Origin of the sequence: Nitrospina sp. P1_D6 (assembly GCF_052156615.1) — a bacterium.
GTDB lineage: Bacteria > Nitrospinota > Nitrospinia > Nitrospinales > Nitrospinaceae > Nitrospina.
In genome coordinates this window covers 259,634-276,141 of sequence record NZ_JBQKUN010000001.1, presented here as the reverse complement: position 1 = coordinate 276,141, position 16,508 = coordinate 259,634, and the positions used below count along the sequence as shown (strand labels likewise).

17 protein-coding genes are annotated in these 16,508 nt (G+C 54.0%); 13 read left to right on the top strand and 4 right to left on the bottom strand.

Translation table 11 applies throughout. The features are described 5' to 3' along the window. Window positions 1–18 precede the first annotated feature (18 nt). Complete coding sequence (gene alaC / locus ACTRXA_RS01255; protein ID WP_442425392.1) at window positions 19–1,185, bottom strand: alanine transaminase; 1,167 nt, start codon at window positions 1,183–1,185, stop codon at window positions 19–21. 228 nt (window positions 1,186–1,413) lie between these two features. Then, a complete protein-coding gene (locus tag ACTRXA_RS01250) occupies window positions 1,414–2,106 on the bottom strand; it encodes a S1 family peptidase (protein ID WP_442425391.1) in 693 nt (230 codons plus the stop codon). Window positions 2,107–2,201: 95 nt separating this feature from the next. On the opposite strand from ACTRXA_RS01250, the gene ACTRXA_RS01245 reads away from it, so the two are divergent. Continuing rightward, on the top strand, window positions 2,202–3,008 hold the full coding sequence (locus ACTRXA_RS01245) for an undecaprenyl-diphosphate phosphatase (protein ID WP_442425390.1): 807 nt from the start codon (window positions 2,202–2,204) through the stop codon (window positions 3,006–3,008). Between the two features lie 56 nt (window positions 3,009–3,064). Here ACTRXA_RS01245 and ACTRXA_RS01240 read toward each other — a convergent pair whose 3' ends face one another. Continuing rightward, window positions 3,065–3,475: a hypothetical protein gene (locus ACTRXA_RS01240; RefSeq protein ID WP_442425389.1), complete on the bottom strand. Its 411-nt coding sequence runs from the start codon at window positions 3,473–3,475 to the stop codon at window positions 3,065–3,067. 537 nt (window positions 3,476–4,012) lie between these two features. On the opposite strand from ACTRXA_RS01240, the gene ACTRXA_RS01235 reads away from it, so the two are divergent. Next, window positions 4,013–4,717 (top strand): TVP38/TMEM64 family protein, encoded by a 705-nt coding sequence (locus tag ACTRXA_RS01235; RefSeq protein ID WP_442425388.1) that lies wholly within the window; start codon window positions 4,013–4,015, stop codon window positions 4,715–4,717. 9 nt (window positions 4,718–4,726) lie between these two features. On the opposite strand, the gene ACTRXA_RS01230 is transcribed toward ACTRXA_RS01235, so the two are convergent. Next, window positions 4,727–6,052, bottom strand: a complete 1,326-nt coding sequence (locus ACTRXA_RS01230; RefSeq protein ID WP_442425387.1) for a UTP--glucose-1-phosphate uridylyltransferase — start codon at window positions 6,050–6,052, stop codon at window positions 4,727–4,729. A gap of 173 nt (window positions 6,053–6,225) precedes the next feature. On the opposite strand from ACTRXA_RS01230, the gene ACTRXA_RS01225 reads away from it, so the two are divergent. The 11 genes from ACTRXA_RS01225 to ACTRXA_RS01175 all read left to right on the top strand — a co-directional run bounded on the left by ACTRXA_RS01225 (window position 6,226) and on the right by ACTRXA_RS01175 (window position 16,486). Beyond that, on the top strand, window positions 6,226–8,712 hold the full coding sequence (locus tag ACTRXA_RS01225; protein WP_442425386.1) for a glycogen/starch/alpha-glucan phosphorylase: 2,487 nt from the start codon (window positions 6,226–6,228) through the stop codon (window positions 8,710–8,712). A 37-nt stretch (window positions 8,713–8,749) separates the two neighbouring features. Continuing rightward, window positions 8,750–9,436, top strand: a complete 687-nt coding sequence (locus ACTRXA_RS01220) for a hypothetical protein (RefSeq protein WP_442425385.1) — start codon at window positions 8,750–8,752, stop codon at window positions 9,434–9,436. Between the two features lie 66 nt (window positions 9,437–9,502). Next, entirely contained in the window at window positions 9,503–10,117 is a 615-nt protein-coding gene (locus ACTRXA_RS01215) for a hypothetical protein (RefSeq protein WP_442425384.1), read from the top strand. A gap of 86 nt (window positions 10,118–10,203) precedes the next feature. Continuing rightward, on the top strand, window positions 10,204–11,754 hold the full coding sequence (locus ACTRXA_RS01210; RefSeq protein WP_442425383.1) for an NAD(P)H-hydrate dehydratase: 1,551 nt from the start codon (window positions 10,204–10,206) through the stop codon (window positions 11,752–11,754). A 1-nt stretch (window position 11,755) separates the two neighbouring features. Then, window positions 11,756–12,241, top strand: a complete 486-nt coding sequence (tsaE, locus tag ACTRXA_RS01205; protein ID WP_442425382.1) for a tRNA (adenosine(37)-N6)-threonylcarbamoyltransferase complex ATPase subunit type 1 TsaE — start codon at window positions 11,756–11,758, stop codon at window positions 12,239–12,241. 64 nt (window positions 12,242–12,305) lie between these two features. Beyond that, complete coding sequence (lptC, locus tag ACTRXA_RS01200; RefSeq protein ID WP_442425381.1) at window positions 12,306–12,746, top strand: LPS export ABC transporter periplasmic protein LptC; 441 nt, start codon at window positions 12,306–12,308, stop codon at window positions 12,744–12,746. Next, a complete protein-coding gene (locus ACTRXA_RS01195; RefSeq protein ID WP_442425380.1) occupies window positions 12,743–13,321 on the top strand; it encodes an LptA/OstA family protein in 579 nt (192 codons plus the stop codon). Before lptC ends, ACTRXA_RS01195 begins: the two co-directional genes overlap by 4 nt. A gap of 32 nt (window positions 13,322–13,353) precedes the next feature. Further along, window positions 13,354–14,076, top strand: coding sequence for an LPS export ABC transporter ATP-binding protein (lptB, locus tag ACTRXA_RS01190; protein WP_442425379.1), 723 nt, complete (start codon window positions 13,354–13,356; stop codon window positions 14,074–14,076). A 33-nt stretch (window positions 14,077–14,109) separates the two neighbouring features. Then, window positions 14,110–15,564, top strand: a complete 1,455-nt coding sequence (rpoN, locus tag ACTRXA_RS01185; RefSeq protein ID WP_442425378.1) for an RNA polymerase factor sigma-54 — start codon at window positions 14,110–14,112, stop codon at window positions 15,562–15,564. Window positions 15,565–15,651: 87 nt separating this feature from the next. Further along, window positions 15,652–15,981, top strand: a complete 330-nt coding sequence (hpf, locus tag ACTRXA_RS01180; RefSeq protein ID WP_442425377.1) for a ribosome hibernation-promoting factor, HPF/YfiA family — start codon at window positions 15,652–15,654, stop codon at window positions 15,979–15,981. Window positions 15,982–16,021: 40 nt separating this feature from the next. Then, window positions 16,022–16,486 carry a PTS sugar transporter subunit IIA gene (locus ACTRXA_RS01175; protein ID WP_442425376.1) on the top strand — a complete coding sequence of 155 codons (465 nt, stop codon included), beginning with the start codon at window positions 16,022–16,024 and terminating at the stop codon, window positions 16,484–16,486. The last annotated feature ends 22 nt before the right edge of the window (window positions 16,487–16,508 follow it).

The window sequence follows — 16,508 nt, the reverse complement described above, 5'->3', positions numbered from 1 at the left end:
GAAGCGAAGTAGGTTGAATTAGAAGATTTCACGGATGCCCCGAACAGCCTGGCGGATGCGGTGCTCGTTTTCCACAAGGGAAAAACGGACAAAATGATCGCCGCCGTCGCCGAATCCGATGCCCGGCGAGACCGCCACCTTGGCTTTATCGAGAAGCAGTTTGGAAAACTCCAGCGACCCCATCTGCTTGAACTGGTCGGGGATTTCCGCCCAGACAAACATGGTGGCCCTGGGCGGCTCCACCGGCCATCCGATGCGGTTGAGCCCGGAGCACAACACGTCCCGCCGGGCCTTGTACATGTCGCGGATCTCATTCACACAATCGCGGGGCCCGTTGAGCGCGATGATGGACGCGATCTGGATCGGCTGGAACATGCCGTAGTCCTGATAACTCTTGATGCGGGACAGCGCGTGGATGATCTCACGGTTGCCGACCATGAAACCCACCCGCCAGCCGGGCATGTTGTAGCTTTTAGACAGCGTGAAGCATTCCACGCCCACGTCCTTGGCGCCGGGCACCTGGAGCAGGCTGGGTGCGCGGTAGTCGTCGAAAACAAGATCGGCGTAAGCGTAATCATGGATCACGATCAACTTGTGCTCGCGGGCGAAGTCCACCACCTTGACGAAGAAATCGAGGTCCACCACCTGCGTAGTCGGGTTGTGCGGAAAATTGATGATAAGGGCTTTGGGCCGCGGCCAGCTCTGTTTGAACGCCTTCAGCAGGGCTTCAAAAAAATCGACGTCTTTATTCAGGGGTACGGAAGTGATGTCCGCATTTGCCAGGATAAAGGCGTAGGTGTGAATCGGGTACGTCGGCGTTGGCACCAGCACACTGTCACCGGGCCCGGTGATAGCGAGCGCCAGGGATGAAATACCTTCTTTCGAGCCGATGGTGGCGATGGCTTCGGTCTCCGGGTCAATGTACACCCCATGCTCCCGCTGATACCAATCCGCGATCGCGTGCCGCAGCTTGGGTATGCCACGGGAAAGCGAGTAACGGTGATTCTGCGGTTTCTGGATGGCCTCCACCAGCTTGTCCACGATGTGCTGGGGCGTGGCCTGGTCCGGGTTGCCCATGCCAAAATCGATGATGTCTTCTCCGCGGCGGCGGGCCTGCAGTTTCAACTCACCGACAATGTTGAACACATAAGGGGGCAAACGCTGAATGCGTGGAAATTCATTCATCCTTCAAATTCTTTTTTTATCAGATGTTATAAAAAGCAGGTCCGGCGGACTCAGTGCGAGATACAGAGGGGGTGGGCAAAACCTTCAGGCAGGCGCCCGGAATGGCATTCGGCCTTAACCCTTATAATATACCAACGTCCTCCCAAGCCAGCGTAAAGATAGCATATTTTAACCCGCCGTATCAATTTTATAAATGGGGGTTTAGGCCCCTTCGAATGTCCGGAAACCCTAAATAAGATTGAGTTTGCGCGCATGGTCCAGGATGGTGCGGGCATTGATGCCGATGCCTTGTTTGAATGCCGAATTCTGGTAATTGCTCATCATGCTCACCACCCCCATCAGACCCCCGTCGCAGGCCACGATGGCGCCGCCGGAATTGCCAAAAAACACTTCGTTGTCCTTGAACAGGATGAACTCGGATTTCTCCAGCACATCTTTTTTCTTGATCCGGGCTTTTTGCAGAGAGTAGTATTTGCGATTGGGATGCCCGACGATCATCAGATCGTCCTCACCATCCGGGTTCACCTTCAGATCCAGGTAGGAGGGGTAAGAACCCCGGGTTTGGATGAACGCCAGATCCAGGTTCCGCACCCGATGCACGGAATCGACTTCGATCGTCCTCCCCGGCCGGGCCAAATCGTCACCTGGGACCTCCGGAAGCACCACTTCGATCGATTTTCCATCCACCACGTGCCGCGCTGTCGCAATGAGGCGCGGACCGATGAACACCCCGGCGCCGACCGAATGATCCGCCTTGACCACAACCGTAGCCCCGGCCACCTGACCATACAGCCGGTGCGGTGTCCGGCATTCGATATCCTTGCCGATGAGGTGGCGGTCGAGCTCGTTTGCCGGGGGATTGAAAAACAGGCGCACCGCCCGCTTGATGCGCTTCGGGTAGGTGTTTTCCGGGTCAGTCATCGCCAGCCTCTGATTACTGAGGGCAACGACCCCGAGAACGACAAAAAATACGATCCAGCCTTTAATTTTTCTTGTATCGGAACGCATAGGTGCGAATGGAAGACCTCCAGGCAATTCTACTGGGCCTGATCCAGGGCCTGACCGAGTTTTTACCCGTTTCCAGCTCCGGGCATTTGATCCTGGTGCCCATCCTGTTTGAATTCGAGGACCAGGGGCTGGCTATGGATGCCATCCTGCACCTGGCCACCCTGCTCGCCATCATCATATTCTTCCGAAGAGAGATCTCGCAACTGCTGTGTGCGCTGTTCGACAAAAAGAACCAGCCCGCACGGCATCGTCTTGCATGGGGTATCATCGTGGCAACCGTACCGGCAGGCGTGATCGGATTGTCGCTCGGTGACTGGATCGAGGGGAACCTTCGAAGCCCGACATTCGTCGGAGGCAATCTTATATTCTGGTCATTCGTTTTCTGGTGGGCGGACCGGGGGGCATCCCGCACTGACCGGGGAGAAGCGGAACTGACCGGATTGTCCTTCAGGCAGGTTCTGTTGATCGGATGTGCTCAGGCCGTGGCCTTGTTTCCCGGCACGTCGCGGTCCGGCATCACCATCGCCGCCGGGCTTTTCATGAATCTGTCCCAACCCGCCGCGGCGCGTTTCGCCTTTCTGCTCGGGACTCCCGCCATACTGGCCGCAGGCCTGCACAAAACCGTGTCAGTAATCACACAACCCGGGGAAGCATTGATATTCACCAGCGGGCAAATGGCTATGGCCTTTGGAATCGCCTTTCTGTCCGGTTACCTCGCAATCAAACTGTTGCTCGCCGTGGTGAGCCGTGTCGGGCTGATTCCATTCGTCATTTACCGGATCCTTCTCGGGGGATTGATCCTGGCGCTGTACTGAAACAAAAAAAGCCGGACCGCCATTTAGCGGCCCGGCTCTCTTTGCTGACTAACGCGTTATTTGCATTCGACCATCAGGTCAACCGTTCCATTATTGGTGATGCGGACTTCGCCACTGATATCGCCCAGCGAATCACCACGGCTGAAATTGGGTTCGTGAGTCAAGGTAACCGACTGACGACCCATGCTGTGCTTGTTGGCCATGCCCACACCCCGATCGCCTTCCAGACCATGGTTCTGACCCGGTCCCAAGGTGATGGGAATGGTGGTGGCATTGGAAGATTTCCAGATAACCGCATTGGCACTTACCCCGTCCCCATGTGAAGAATTACCTGCGGCTTGCAGAGTGATCTGGTTGGCATCCACGCAGGATGTCTTGTCGCCCGGTTTCAGGGTTCCAGCAAATGCGGAAGCGGAAAAGCAGAGCGCGAGCACAGCGATAACAGCTACGAACAGGACTTTTTTCATAACGGACCTCCCTTACCCAATAAAATTGAACATTGCCCCATTTAAATTTGGATCACTCAATCTGCCCCTGTGGATCCAATTGCCCCAAAACTTCTATCAACCGGACCGTGCCGGTCGCTTAGTACCCTTTTCAGAGGGGCCCGCCTGCAACCCATTTCGCCCCTTACACTTAATTGTGGCCAGTATACTTGGATTAAGGTGCAAGTCAATAAAAAATTAGAATTTCTACTACAATTGATAATACCAATTCCTATAAGACTCAACCCTATTTTCCTACCACCCACGAAGTTATATAAAGCTTTATTTTTTAATTATTTTAAGGTGCAAGTCAATAAAAAATTAGAATTTCTACTACAATTGATAATACCAATTCCTATAAGACTCAATCCTATTTTCCTACCACCCACGAAGTTATATAAAGCTTTATTTTTTAATTATTTTTAAGAAACCTGATTTCCTTTAGAATGGTTGTATCGAGTTTTAATAGCCTTTTTGCAGTAGAAGTCCAGTCGCGGACAACGCCTGAAAAGAGAACCTATGGATGCCACGGGTCAGGAAGAAAGCAAATCCACCATTCCTGCCTCCGTGCGTCGGCGCTTCATCAAGTTCATTATTTTGATTCTGGTTGGTTTCGGAACCGGGTTTTACTTTTCCCGGCATGGGGTGAAACTGACCCCGGAATCGTTCCAGGCCTTTGTGCTGTCGATGGGAGTCTGGGGCCCGGTTCTTTACATCGGCGTGTTTGTCATCCGGCCTCTGTTCCTGATTCCTTCCATCGCCCTGTTCATTGCCGGGGGTCTGGCTTTCGGACCGGTGGTGGGTCCGTTGTATGCATCGGTCGGTGCAGCGGCTGGGGGCACGCTGGGGTTCTGGATCGCCCGCACCATGGGCCATGACTATGTGAAGAGCAAGCTGAAACTGGGCGCTGACATGATTGACGACACGCGTTTCAGCTTCTCGATGGTGTGGTTGTTGAGCCTCATCCCCATCATGCCTGTGACGGTGATCAACTACGGCGCGGGGCTGTCGACCATGCCGTTCCGGCATTACATCCTTGCCCATGTGCTGGGTTTGACGCCGCGTGCGTACGCTTACGGGTTTTTCGGAAGCACCCTTCTGGATATCGGTTCGACCGAATTCCGGGTCGCACTCATCATCCTGATCGTGTTGGCCCTCATCAGCCTGTTCCTTCGGTACCGCACCAAACGCAAACGGGCGCGGGAACTGGAAGCCACGCAATAAGCCGCCGAATCAGTTCTCCAGGGTCTGGTTTTCGATCACCACACCCCCCGGCACGGCCAGCGGATTTCCGTGGCTGATCAAACGCACTTTTCCTTTCAGTGTCGCTTCTCCCCGGAACCACACATTGCCCTCCACCTCCAACGACTCCAAACTCAGCAGGCCGGGAGCCTGCGGAATGCGGCGGCTGTACTCGTCGAAATTTTCCAGCGGCCCCTTCCAGGTGATCTTTGGCAGGTTCGCCTGCTTCCGCGCGGGATTCCGACGCAATTGAGACCCTTCCTGCACAAACAGGTCGGATTGAATCATCAACAAATCGGTGGTTTTTTTTACCGGTAAAAACCGGTCGCGGTTGACCACCAACCCGACAGCGTGCTCGAAATGCTCAAGAGCCGCCCCCATTGCGGTCTCCAGTTGAATGATGGATCGGCCGTTTACCGGTTTTTCGTTGACGATCAATTTAAGATCCATCGGTCCCTCATCCAACCGGCGTTTCAAATGCTCGAGGTGAATCCAGATGTTGTTGGTGTTGAACACCTTGAACTTTTCAGTGCTGCAAAACGATTCCATATGCTCCGCAGGCACTTGAGCCACCTCCAGCAGGTGAAGCCGTCCGTCATTATCCTCATACAACGTCCCTCCCTTGACATCCGCGGGGGTCTTCGCTGTCATCTCCATAAGAAAAGGAATGTTGTGCTTCAGCATATGGTGGGCGATGGCGGGATCGGGCGTCGCCCCCAGGTTATCGGCGTTGGATACAAACAAAAGCTTTTTGCCGTCGGCAAGCAGGCGGTCGAGAAGACCCTGATCCCCAAGGCAGGTATAGAGATCGCCATGCCCCGGCGGGTACCACGCCTCCTGTCCAAACTCTTCCTCACCAAGAAGCCGCCCCGTTTCCTTATCCAGCCGGGGAAGCCGGTTTTGCGTGAAACACTCGATCTGCTGCGACGGCGGACAACCGGAGAGGGCCGCCTTCGTTTGCTCTTCAGTATAAAAACTGTTCATCAAAATCAGCGGCACGCGCACCGCCCAGGTTTGCTCCAGCTCCTGCAACTGGTCCACGATGAAATTGAGGAAGGTGCGTCCCTCGCGAATGGGAATCAGCGACTTTGGCCCGGAGCACCCCATGCTGGTCCCAAGCCCGCCGTTCAGTTTGCAAACCACGAGGCGGGACAATCCTTCCCTGCCCCCGTCCTCGCCCGGAGGTTCCAGTTTTTCATGGGGCACCAGCTTGTCCGTCCGCGGAGATCGAATCTCATCCCAGTCCAGCGAAGGGTCGGGCCCTTTCCGGTACCGTTCCACCAACTGCAAAAAAGACCGGCGAGCACTTGGAGTCATGTCCACCTCCTGCAAAACCCGGTTCCACTCCGAAATTTCCATTGGTTTATCCCGTGAACAGCCTTAAATTAGATTCATCAACCCCTCTTTCAGAACCAATTCCGGGTTGATACGGATCGGAAACTTGTCTCGTCCGTATGACTCCACCATCTTCCATCTATGGACAGCTGATTATGAATGATAGCGTGCCAGAAACCAAATCCAGCAGTCCGTCGGAAAAGAACGGCATGGACGTGATCAAAGACTCCATTTCCCAGCATCTGAAATACTCGCAGGCGAAATCGCCCCGAACGGCGACGATCATGGATTACTACAACAGCATCGCCCTGACCGTGCGCGACCGTCTCGTGGAAAAATGGATCGAGACACAGAACCGTTATTTTACCAAAGACCCCAAGCGCATTTACTATTTGTCCATGGAATACCTTGTGGGCCGCGCCCTCAGCAATTACCTGGTCAATCTTGATTTCAAAAAGGAGGTGTGCCGGGCCATTGAAAAGCTGGGGCTCGAGTTGGAGCAGATTGAGCAGTCTGACATCGAAGCCGGGCTTGGCAACGGAGGTCTGGGTCGTCTCGCCGCCTGCTACATGGATTCACTGGCCACCCTGGGTATCCCCGCGGGCGGTTATGGCATGCGCTATGAATACGGGATTTTTTACCAGAAAATCATTGACGGCTTCCAGGTCGAAACGGCGGACAACTGGCTGCGAAAAGGCTATCCCTGGGAACTGCCCCGCCCTGATTACCTGTACCCCATACGTTTTTACGGCCATGTCCAGCACACTTCCAATAAGGAGGGCCGTGGAATCTGCCACTGGGTGGATTCGCACGATGACGTGATGGCAATGGCCTATGACATTCCGATCCCCGGGTACCACAACCAGACGGTGAACAATTTGCGTTTATGGAGCGCGCGTTCCACCCGGGAGTTCGACCTGGGAAGCTTCAACGAAGGGGATTACGTACAGGCCGTCACCCATAAACACGAATCCGAAACCCTCTCCAAGGTGCTTTACCCGAACGACAGCAACATGCAGGGCAAAGAATTGCGCCTGAAGCAGGAATACTTTTTCGTCTCCGCTTCCCTGCAGGACATCCTGCGCCGGTACAAGCGCAACCACTCCACCTTCGAACAATTCCCCAATAAAGTGGCAATCCAGTTAAATGATACGCACCCCGCCCTCGCGATTCCGGAACTGATTCGCTTGCTGATGGACCGCGAACACCGCCCCTGGGATGAAGCGTGGGAAATCACCATCAAAACCTTTGCCTACACCAACCACACCGTCCTTCCTGAGGCGCTGGAAAAATGGTCGGTCGATCTCCTGCAAAGGGTTCTGCCCCGGCACCTGGAAATCATTTACCATATCAACCAGGACTTTTTAAACCGTGTGCAGGTTTCGCACCCGGGCAACAACACCATGCTGGAAAAGGTGTCCATTGTGGAGGAAAAACCGGTCAAAAGCATTCGCATGTCCAATCTTGCCATCGTCGGCAGTCATTCCGTTAACGGCGTCGCCGCCCTGCATAGCGATATTTTGAAAAACAGGGTCTTTCCCGAATTCAACAAGCTTTTTCCGGGCAGGTTCATCAACGTCACCAATGGCATCACCCAACGGCTGTGGCTCAAGTCCTGCAACCCCGCGCTGGCAGACCTTCTGAACGACACCATCGGCGACGGATGGGTGACCGATCTCAACCAGATGAAGAAGCTGAGGGACTTCGCGGAGGACGTGAATTTTCAAAAACGCTGGCGCGACGTGAAGATGCTCAACAAAATACGGCTGTCGAAGTACATCCGCGAAGACAAGGCCCTCCGCATGGAGGTCAATCCCAATCACTTGCTGGACATTCAGGTGAAGCGCATTCATGAATACAAACGCCAGCTTCTCTGCCTCCTGCATGTCATTGTGTTGTACAACCGCTTCAAGGAAAACCCGAACTGCAGCCACGTCCCCCGCACCGTGTTGTTTGCGGGTAAGGCCGCGCCGGGTTACCACATGGCCAAACTCATCATCAAACTCATCACCAGCGTCGCCAAAAGGGTGAACGATGATGTACAAACGGCGGACAAACTCCGCATCGTGTTCATTCCCAATTACAGCGTGAACAAGGCGGAGGGTATCATCCCCGGAGCCGATCTTTCAGAACAGATTTCCACCGCAGGCATGGAGGCCTCGGGTACGGGAAACATGAAGCTCGCTCTCAATGGCGCACTCACCATCGGGACCCTCGACGGGGCCAACATCGAAATCAAAAACGAAGTGGGCGAGGACAACATCTTCATATTCGGACTCACCGCCGAACAGGTTGACGAGCTCAAGACCCGGGGCTACAATCCACACGATTATTATGAAAAAAACGGGGAATTGAAGCGGGCCCTGGACATGATCCGGGACGGCTACTTTTCTCCGGATCACCCGCACCTGTTTCAACCCCTCATCGAATCCTTGCTGGTCCAGGGGGATCGGTTCATGGTGCTGGCCGATTTTGCAAGTTACATTGAAACACAAAAAAAGGTGGAGACCTTGTTTCTCCAACCCAATGAATGGACGCGGAAGTCCATACTCAACGCCGCCGGGATGGGTCTGTTTTCGAGTGACCGTGCCATCCGTCAATACTGCGAAAAAATCTGGAACGTCCATCCGCTTCCAAAATAAGACAACGCCTTGAACGCACAAGCCCCCCTTCCGGGATATGCTGGTTTTCAAAAAAAATATATATTTTCATCCGCTTGATGCACTGCCCAATGGGGAGTTCAGGCCCTACGGCAGGGATGAAGAGCCCCAGCCGATCGCGTTTCACCTGATCCACAAGGCCCTCACTGCCGGGCGGGAAGTAATTGAAGAACTCACCGGGTACGAGGAATCTACCAGCTTTGAGAAGCTCAGGGTGCTGTTCCCCCATGCCACCCGCTTTGGCCGGCTGTCGGTAATGGATCCACTGTCTAAAATACTTCTGGACGGATTGCTCGACACCCGCACCTGGTATTTAATGAACTGCTATCATCTTTGCTACCTGTACGACGCCCTTCAGGAGATCGTCGAGGACTACAGTTACAGCGACCCCAAAAGGCGCCAGGAAATGATTCCGGAGTTAGGTGGAGAACCCATCAACTTCAACCATTTCCTCAACCAGTTTTTTTTCAACACCGCCTTTCTCATCTCCGCAAAACGCTACAACGGAATGACCCCGCAGGAGCGGCGTCAACTCGGAAAACTGGACCACGCCTACTTTGGCGCGGTCGTCCCCAAGGATGACCCGGAACGACCGGAAGACCCGACGATGGGAATGGTGATCAACGCCCAGCCTCCCGGGCCGGAAGAGATTTCCCTCACGCCGCACCCGGGAAATCCATACGCTTCCGGTGCGCTCAGTCTTTAAAAAGCTCCCCTTTTCTGCCTTTCCAAGCTATGCTAAATTAAACAAAAACAAGGTGCGGGGAAATCCATGCTGATTTTCAAAAACAACATTTACCGGAAACAACAGGGAGAACTGCTGGCCCTCTCCACCGTGCAGGATTTCTCCACAGAATTCGATCCCTATCACTTTGTCAAAGCCTGTCTGGACGAGGAGGTGGAGCTCCTGAACCTGATCGAGGGCCACCCGCAGGAATTCTGGCGTGACGACCTTGCCGGATTTTATCCGCGGTCCCATCGCTTTGCAGAAATGCCCGTGCTCCGCAAACTTCTGGAAATCCTCATTGAAGGGCTGGAGGACCACGATCACTGGTACCACATGAACACCTATCATTTCAGCCTGCTGTATGACGGGCTCAATCGATTCGCCTACAACTACAATCACGACAGTCCACAGGAAAAGCTGAAGTCGCTCCCTGAAATGCAGGGCAAGCCCATCTATTTCGAACAGTTCGTGGACGATTACTTTTTCAATACCGTCTTTCTGCTGACGGAAGATGCCTACAACCGCCTATCAGGCAAGGAAAAGCAGGATCTGGGTTACACCTGCCCGTGCCAGTTTGGGGCCATCAACGGCCTCATGCCCTGCCAGGAAGAAATGGAGTTGCAGATCGCCAAGGATTACCCTTACCCCGTATACGTCTGATCTCCGTCTTGCCCGCCAAATTAGATACAATATGCCGAGACGGGTGGACCCACCCCTTTCCTGAAATGTAAAAAAGGATTCGGCCATTGCAGAAAGTTGCGACAGCTCTGGAAATGCAGGCGGCAGACCGAACGGCAATCGAGCAGTTCAAGATCCCCGGTCTGGTTCTCATGGAAAACGCCGGACGCAGTGTGGTGGACCTCATGTTCACGCGCATTCCGGATCTCGCCGACAAAAAGGTCGCGGTGCTGGCCGGCAAGGGCAACAACGGCGGGGACGGATTCGTCATCGCCCGGCACCTGCACCAGGCGGGCGTGAGTGTTCGGGTTCTTCTCGCGGGCAAGATAGGCGATCTCAAAGGCGACGCCAGAACCAATGCAGACATCGCCGTCGCCATCGGGATACCCGTTGCCGAGATGAACGAACGCAACCTCAACTCACAGAACCATTCCCTCCGCCATTCCCACATCCTGGTGGACGCCCTGTTCGGCACCGGCCTGTCCAAACCCGCAGGCGGCCTCTACGCAAAACTGATCCAAAAGATCAACTCCGCGAGAAAATACGTGGTGGCGGTGGACTTTCCTTCCGGCATCGACGCCGACTCCGGGCAGATCAACGGGCCCTGCGTGCAGGCGGACCTCACCGCGGCCCTGGCTCTATTCAAACGCAGTCACCTGCTTTATCCCGCGGCGGAGGTGATGGGAGAAATTGTGCAATTCGACATTGGCATTCCCCGGCGGGCGGTGGAGGAACAGAACATCACAGTGGAACTGGTGGAGGAAACCGATATCGCCTCACTCCTGCCCAAACGCAAGCGCAACACCCACAAGGGAACTTATGGCCATGGGCTGGTCATCGGCGGGTCCAGGGGCAAGGGAGGCGCTGCGGGCCTGACGGCCCTGGCCGCCCTCCGGGCGGGAGCCGGACTCGTCACCCTCGCCATTCCTGAATCCTGCAACGCCGCGCTGGAGTTTCATCCGCTGGAGGCCATGACCCTGCCCCTGCCGGAAACGCCCTCCGGCTCAGTGGCACCGGAGGCGGTGGACCTGTGTCTTTCCCATCTCAAAAACAAATCGGCGCTGGCGATCGGGCCCGGTCTTTCCACGCACAAGGGAGCGCTGGCGTTTCTGGAAGCCCTCCTGCCACAAATCGCCTGCCCGGTGGTCATCGATGCAGACGGCCTGAACGGCCTGGCCAAACTTCCGGGTGTTCTCGACCGTATCCAAACCGAAGCGGTTTTGACGCCGCACCCCAAGGAAATGGCCCGGCTCATCAACACCACCACAAAAACCGTGCAGTCGCGGCGCATCGACACCGCCCGCGAATTCGCCCAGACCCACGGTGTGACGGTCCTGCTGAAAGGTGCCCCTACACTGGTGGCACTGGCTGACGGGCGAATCCGTATCAACCCGACCGGCAACCCCGGCATGGCAACCGGCGGCACCGGCGACGTGCTGACCGGCATGATTGCCGGTTTCCTGGCCCAGGGCTTGAGCGGACCCGATGCCGCCATCGCCGGAGCGTACCTCCATGGACTGGCGGGAGATCGCGTGGCCGCTGAGATGAGCGAGACCAGCCTCATCGCCGGGGACCTGTTGAAAGCCCTGCCGCAAACCCTGCAACAGGTCCAGTCGTAATATGCGATTTTCTTCCAGATCCCCTGAAGACACGAAAAACCTGGGGCAACGCATGGGCCGCCTTTTGAAGCCGGGGGATATTCTTCTCCTGTTCGGCGATTTGGGAACAGGCAAAACCACCCTGGTTCAGGGCATCGCACAGGGAATGGAGGTACCCCCGGACCAGTATGTCCGCAGTCCGTCCTTCACCCTCATCAACGAATACCGGGGCCGCATGCCCATTTACCACATCGACCTGTACCGTATCGAATCCGAGGGAGAATTGGCCGACCTCGGGCTGGAAGACTACCTTTTCGGGGAGGGCGTCACGCTTATCGAGTGGGGCGAAAAGTTGTTTCCCGATCAGAAAACGGACCAGCCACCCATTATTCCGATTGGCCATCGGGTCGATGTCCGACTGCAAATCGAGGAGGAAAACGACCGCACCCTCATCCTGACTCCCCATCCGGAGACCCCGGCCAGCCACCCCCTTTTTGCTTTACAATGAACGGCTCGTGTGGCATATTTTTCAGGTTGGTATATCCTTTGCATAGAGGGGCACTCAGCCAAAAATGACCAATAAAATCAGGAAATTATTGTTTGTCTCCATCCTCGCTCTGGTGTTTTCTTTTGGCGCTAACTATTATTCCAGCCTGGAAAACAACCCTCTCCCCATCTCCATCGAAAAAACCGAAAATGGCATCGACGTCCAGATCCAAAACTTTAAGGTAGAAAATGAGTATAATGGTCGTAAAGATTGGATTTTAAAGGCAGAAAAAGCAACGATCAATAATGAGCAGCAGGTCGTCAAGCTCAAGGACGTGAATGTAACCTATTTTCTGGACGAAGACCACGAATCGCATATATCCGCCCGGACCGGCCGCATGAACCAGGAAACGAATGACATCTACCTGGAAGGGGATGTCCGGTTCACTGCTGAACTGGGCGACTTTGTCCAGAAATACATGGACCGGAAACGGTCCGGAACCCAGACCTCGGTCAACGGATCGTGAACTTTTATTTCAAAAAACTTTTCTACAATCTCGCCTCTGTGGCGATCGGATTTTTGCTGATAGCCGGGGGGCCCTCCTGGGCACAGAAAGAAGCTCCAAAAAAGGAGGAGCCGAAACGGCTGGAGATCACCTCGGAGAAAATGCGGACTGAAGAAAACGGCCGAAAGATCATTTTCATCGGAAACGTACGGGGCACTTGGGAGGACGTGGTACTGACATCGAAGATCCTGGAGGTGTACACCAAGCCGCGGGACACTACCCAGTCCGGCTCCTCCCCCGGCAAAGAGGATCCCGGTCAAGGCCAGGAACTGGAGAAAATCATCGCGCTGGAAAATGTGGACGTGGTGAAAGGCACCAAAAAAGCCCGCGGCGATAAAGCGGTTTATTACGACAAAGACCAGAAGATGATACTGACCGGCACGCCTCACGCTACTGCATGGGAAAACGAAAACATCCTGGAAGGACCGGAGATGATTTTCTACATGAACGAAGACCGTTTCGAAGTCACCAACGGCGTCAAGTTGATCCTGTTCCCCAAGGATTCCGAACTGAAAAAGGTCGACAAAAAAAATTGAAACCGACACAGACGCCCCCAAGACGGACCGCCGTGAAGACCCTCAGCACGGTCAACCTGGTCAAGGCCTATCGCAAACGGCAGGTGGTCAACGAAATCAGCATCGAACTCAGGCAGGGAGAAATCGTCGGGCTCCTCGGCCCCAATGGAGCGGGCAAAACCACCACGTTCTACATGGTGGTGGGGTTGACGCGGCCGGACCGCGGCAGGGTTTTGCTGGATAAGGAGGATCTCACCGCCCAGCCGATGTTCGCCCGGGCGAAACGGGGCATCAGTTATCTGCCGCAGGAACCTTCCATATTCCGCAAGCTCACTGTGGAAGAGAATCTGCTTGCGGTCCTGGAATCCATGAACCTGCCGGTACGGGAACGCCAGCGCAAAGCGGAAGCGTTACTGAAAGAGTTCAACATCCTGCACATTCGCAATGCCATGGCGTATTCATTGTCCGGCGGAGAACGTCGGCGGGTGGAGATCAGCCGCGCTCTGGCAACCTCCCCTGTATTCATTCTGCTCGATGAACCGTTTGCGGGGATTGACCCGATTGCGGTGGCCGATATTCAATTGATTGTGGAAAAACTGAAGCAGCGCGGTATCGGCGTGTTGATCACGGATCACAACGTGCGGGAAACACTCCGTATCACGGACCGCGCCTATATCATCAGCGAAGGAAAAATCATCGCCTCGGGCCCACCACAAAAGGTGGCTCAGGACCAGAAGGTGAAAGAAGTCTATCTGGGAGAGAAGTTCACCTTTTAAAACAGAGATACGGTAGCGCTTATGGCCATGGAAATGAAATTGAATCTGAAGATGGCCCAGAAGCTGGTGATGACTCCCATGCTTCAGCAGGCCATCAAGCTGTTGCCGCTCGCGCGCCTGGAACTCGCCCAACTGGTCCGGCAGGAACTGGTGGACAATCCGGTTCTGGAAGAAATCATTGAAGAAGAATCCTTTCTGGAAGACGACGAAAACGACCCCGAAACCACCCCGGAAGACAATCTCCTCGATTCTCTTGGTGAAACGCCCATTGATGGTGACAAGAAAGAGGAGAACGACCCGGTCGAACAGGAGGTGGACTGGGAAAGTTTTTTACAGGATAACTACGAATACGGTCCCAGCCCCACTGCCGAAGCCGCGCCGGAACGCCCCTCGATTGAAGCCACTTACAAGAAAGAGCCGTCCCTCACCGATCATCTGCACTGGCAATTGAGCCTGGCTGTCGATACCGACGAGGATAAGTTCATCGGAGCCTGCATCATAGGCAACATCCAGAATGATGGTTATTGCACGGCGGAACCCGCCGAACTGGCTGAGATAAGCAACAGCACGCTGGAAGACGTCGAACGCATCATGAAAATAATCCAGACGTTCGAACCGGCGGGCGTCTGCGCCCGAAACCTGAAGGAGTGCCTGATGATCCAGGCACAGGCCCTTCCCGAACGGTCCCAAACCCTGGAAACCCTTATTGACAAATACCTGGAAAAAATTGACGAGCGGTACTACCAGAAAATTTCCAACGATCTGAAGTTACCGGTAGAGGAAATCATCGAAGCAGTGAAGGTGCTTCGCAACCTGGACCCCAAGCCGGGATACAATTTCAGTTCGGAGGGAACGGATTACGTCATTCCGGACCTGGTGGTCGTCAAAAATGAAAACGGCGAATACGACGTGGCCCTCAACGACGAGGGCATTCCGCGAATCACCATCAGCCCGTATTATCAGACCCTCCTCCAAAGCTCAAAGGAAAGCCAGACAAAAGAATACCTGGAAAACAAATACCGCTCAGCCATGTGGTTGATCAAAAGCATCGACCAGAGGCGACAGACCATCTACAAGGTGGGTAAAAGCATTATCAAGCTGCAGAAAGAATTTCTGGATGAAGGCCTCGCACACCTGCGGCCCATGGTGCTCCGCGATGTCGCGCAGGACATTGAGATGCATGAATCCACTGTAAGCCGCATCACCACGAACAAATACATCGACACCCCGCAGGGAATCTTCGAACTCAAGTTTTTCTTCCACAGTGGCATCAAGTCTTATACCGGGGACAACAATCTATCTTCCATCCGGGTGAAAACCATGATCAAGGAAATCATCCAGGAAGAAGATGAGAAAAAACCCTATACAGACGACGAGATGGTGGAAATCCTCATGAAGAAAAACGCCAAGATTGCCCGCCGGACGGTGACCAAGTACCGGAAAGAATTGAATATTCCAGCAGCAAGCAAACGGAAAAAATTTTATTGAAGGCCCCCACCCTGCTTGATATTTTGAGGAGTTGAGGCTAAATTCGTTACCTTTTATTCACTCGGCCTTTTGCAGGAGAATCGATCCATGAAACTCACGGTTTCAGGGCGCCAGTTGAAAATCACGCAGGCAATGGAAGACCATTTGACCCAAAAATTGAACAAGACCTTGAGAAACCTCGATGACTCTGCCGACGTCCATGTTGCTCTAGCTGTCGAAAAGCATCGCCATTTTGCTGAAATCACCTTAAAGGAGAAAGGCGTAACCGCACACAGCGAATCAGAGACCGACGACCTGTACCAGGCAATCGATCAGGCTATCGAAAAAATTGAAAAACAAGTAAACAAACACAGGGAAAAAATAAAAAGTAAAAAAATAAAGAAAAGCCAGGAAGAAAAAGACAAGCAGCTGGAATGAATATCTCCCCCTGACCTGTATACCGGACTCTGACATTCTCATGAAAATCAGCGAAATAATAACAGAAGACTTCGTTCTCTCCAGCGTGTCCGCTTCCGACAAAAAGGGGGTCTTGGCTGAGTTGGTTGAGTTTTTGAAAAAAAGAGGCGCAGTGGAAGACGGCAACGATCTTCTCACTGCATTGATCGAGCGCGAAAAACTGGGCAGTACCGGAATAGGAGAAAATGTTGCCCTGCCTCATGCCAAGGTCAAAAACCTGGATAAGATTGTAGCGGTTTTCGCCCGGTCAGTGAATGGTATCGATTTCGAGTCACTGGATCAGAAGCCAGTGCATTTTATATGCCTGCTTCTGGCACCCGAGTCGTCAACCGGACTGCACCTGAAGGCCCTGGCAAAAATCGCACGGCTGTTTAAAATCGAATCCCTGCGCGAAGCGATATTGAAAGCTCATGACACCACGGAAATTTACTCCCTGATCGAAGAGGAAGACGCGAAATTTATATGATTGAAAGGCCAACCCCTTTTAA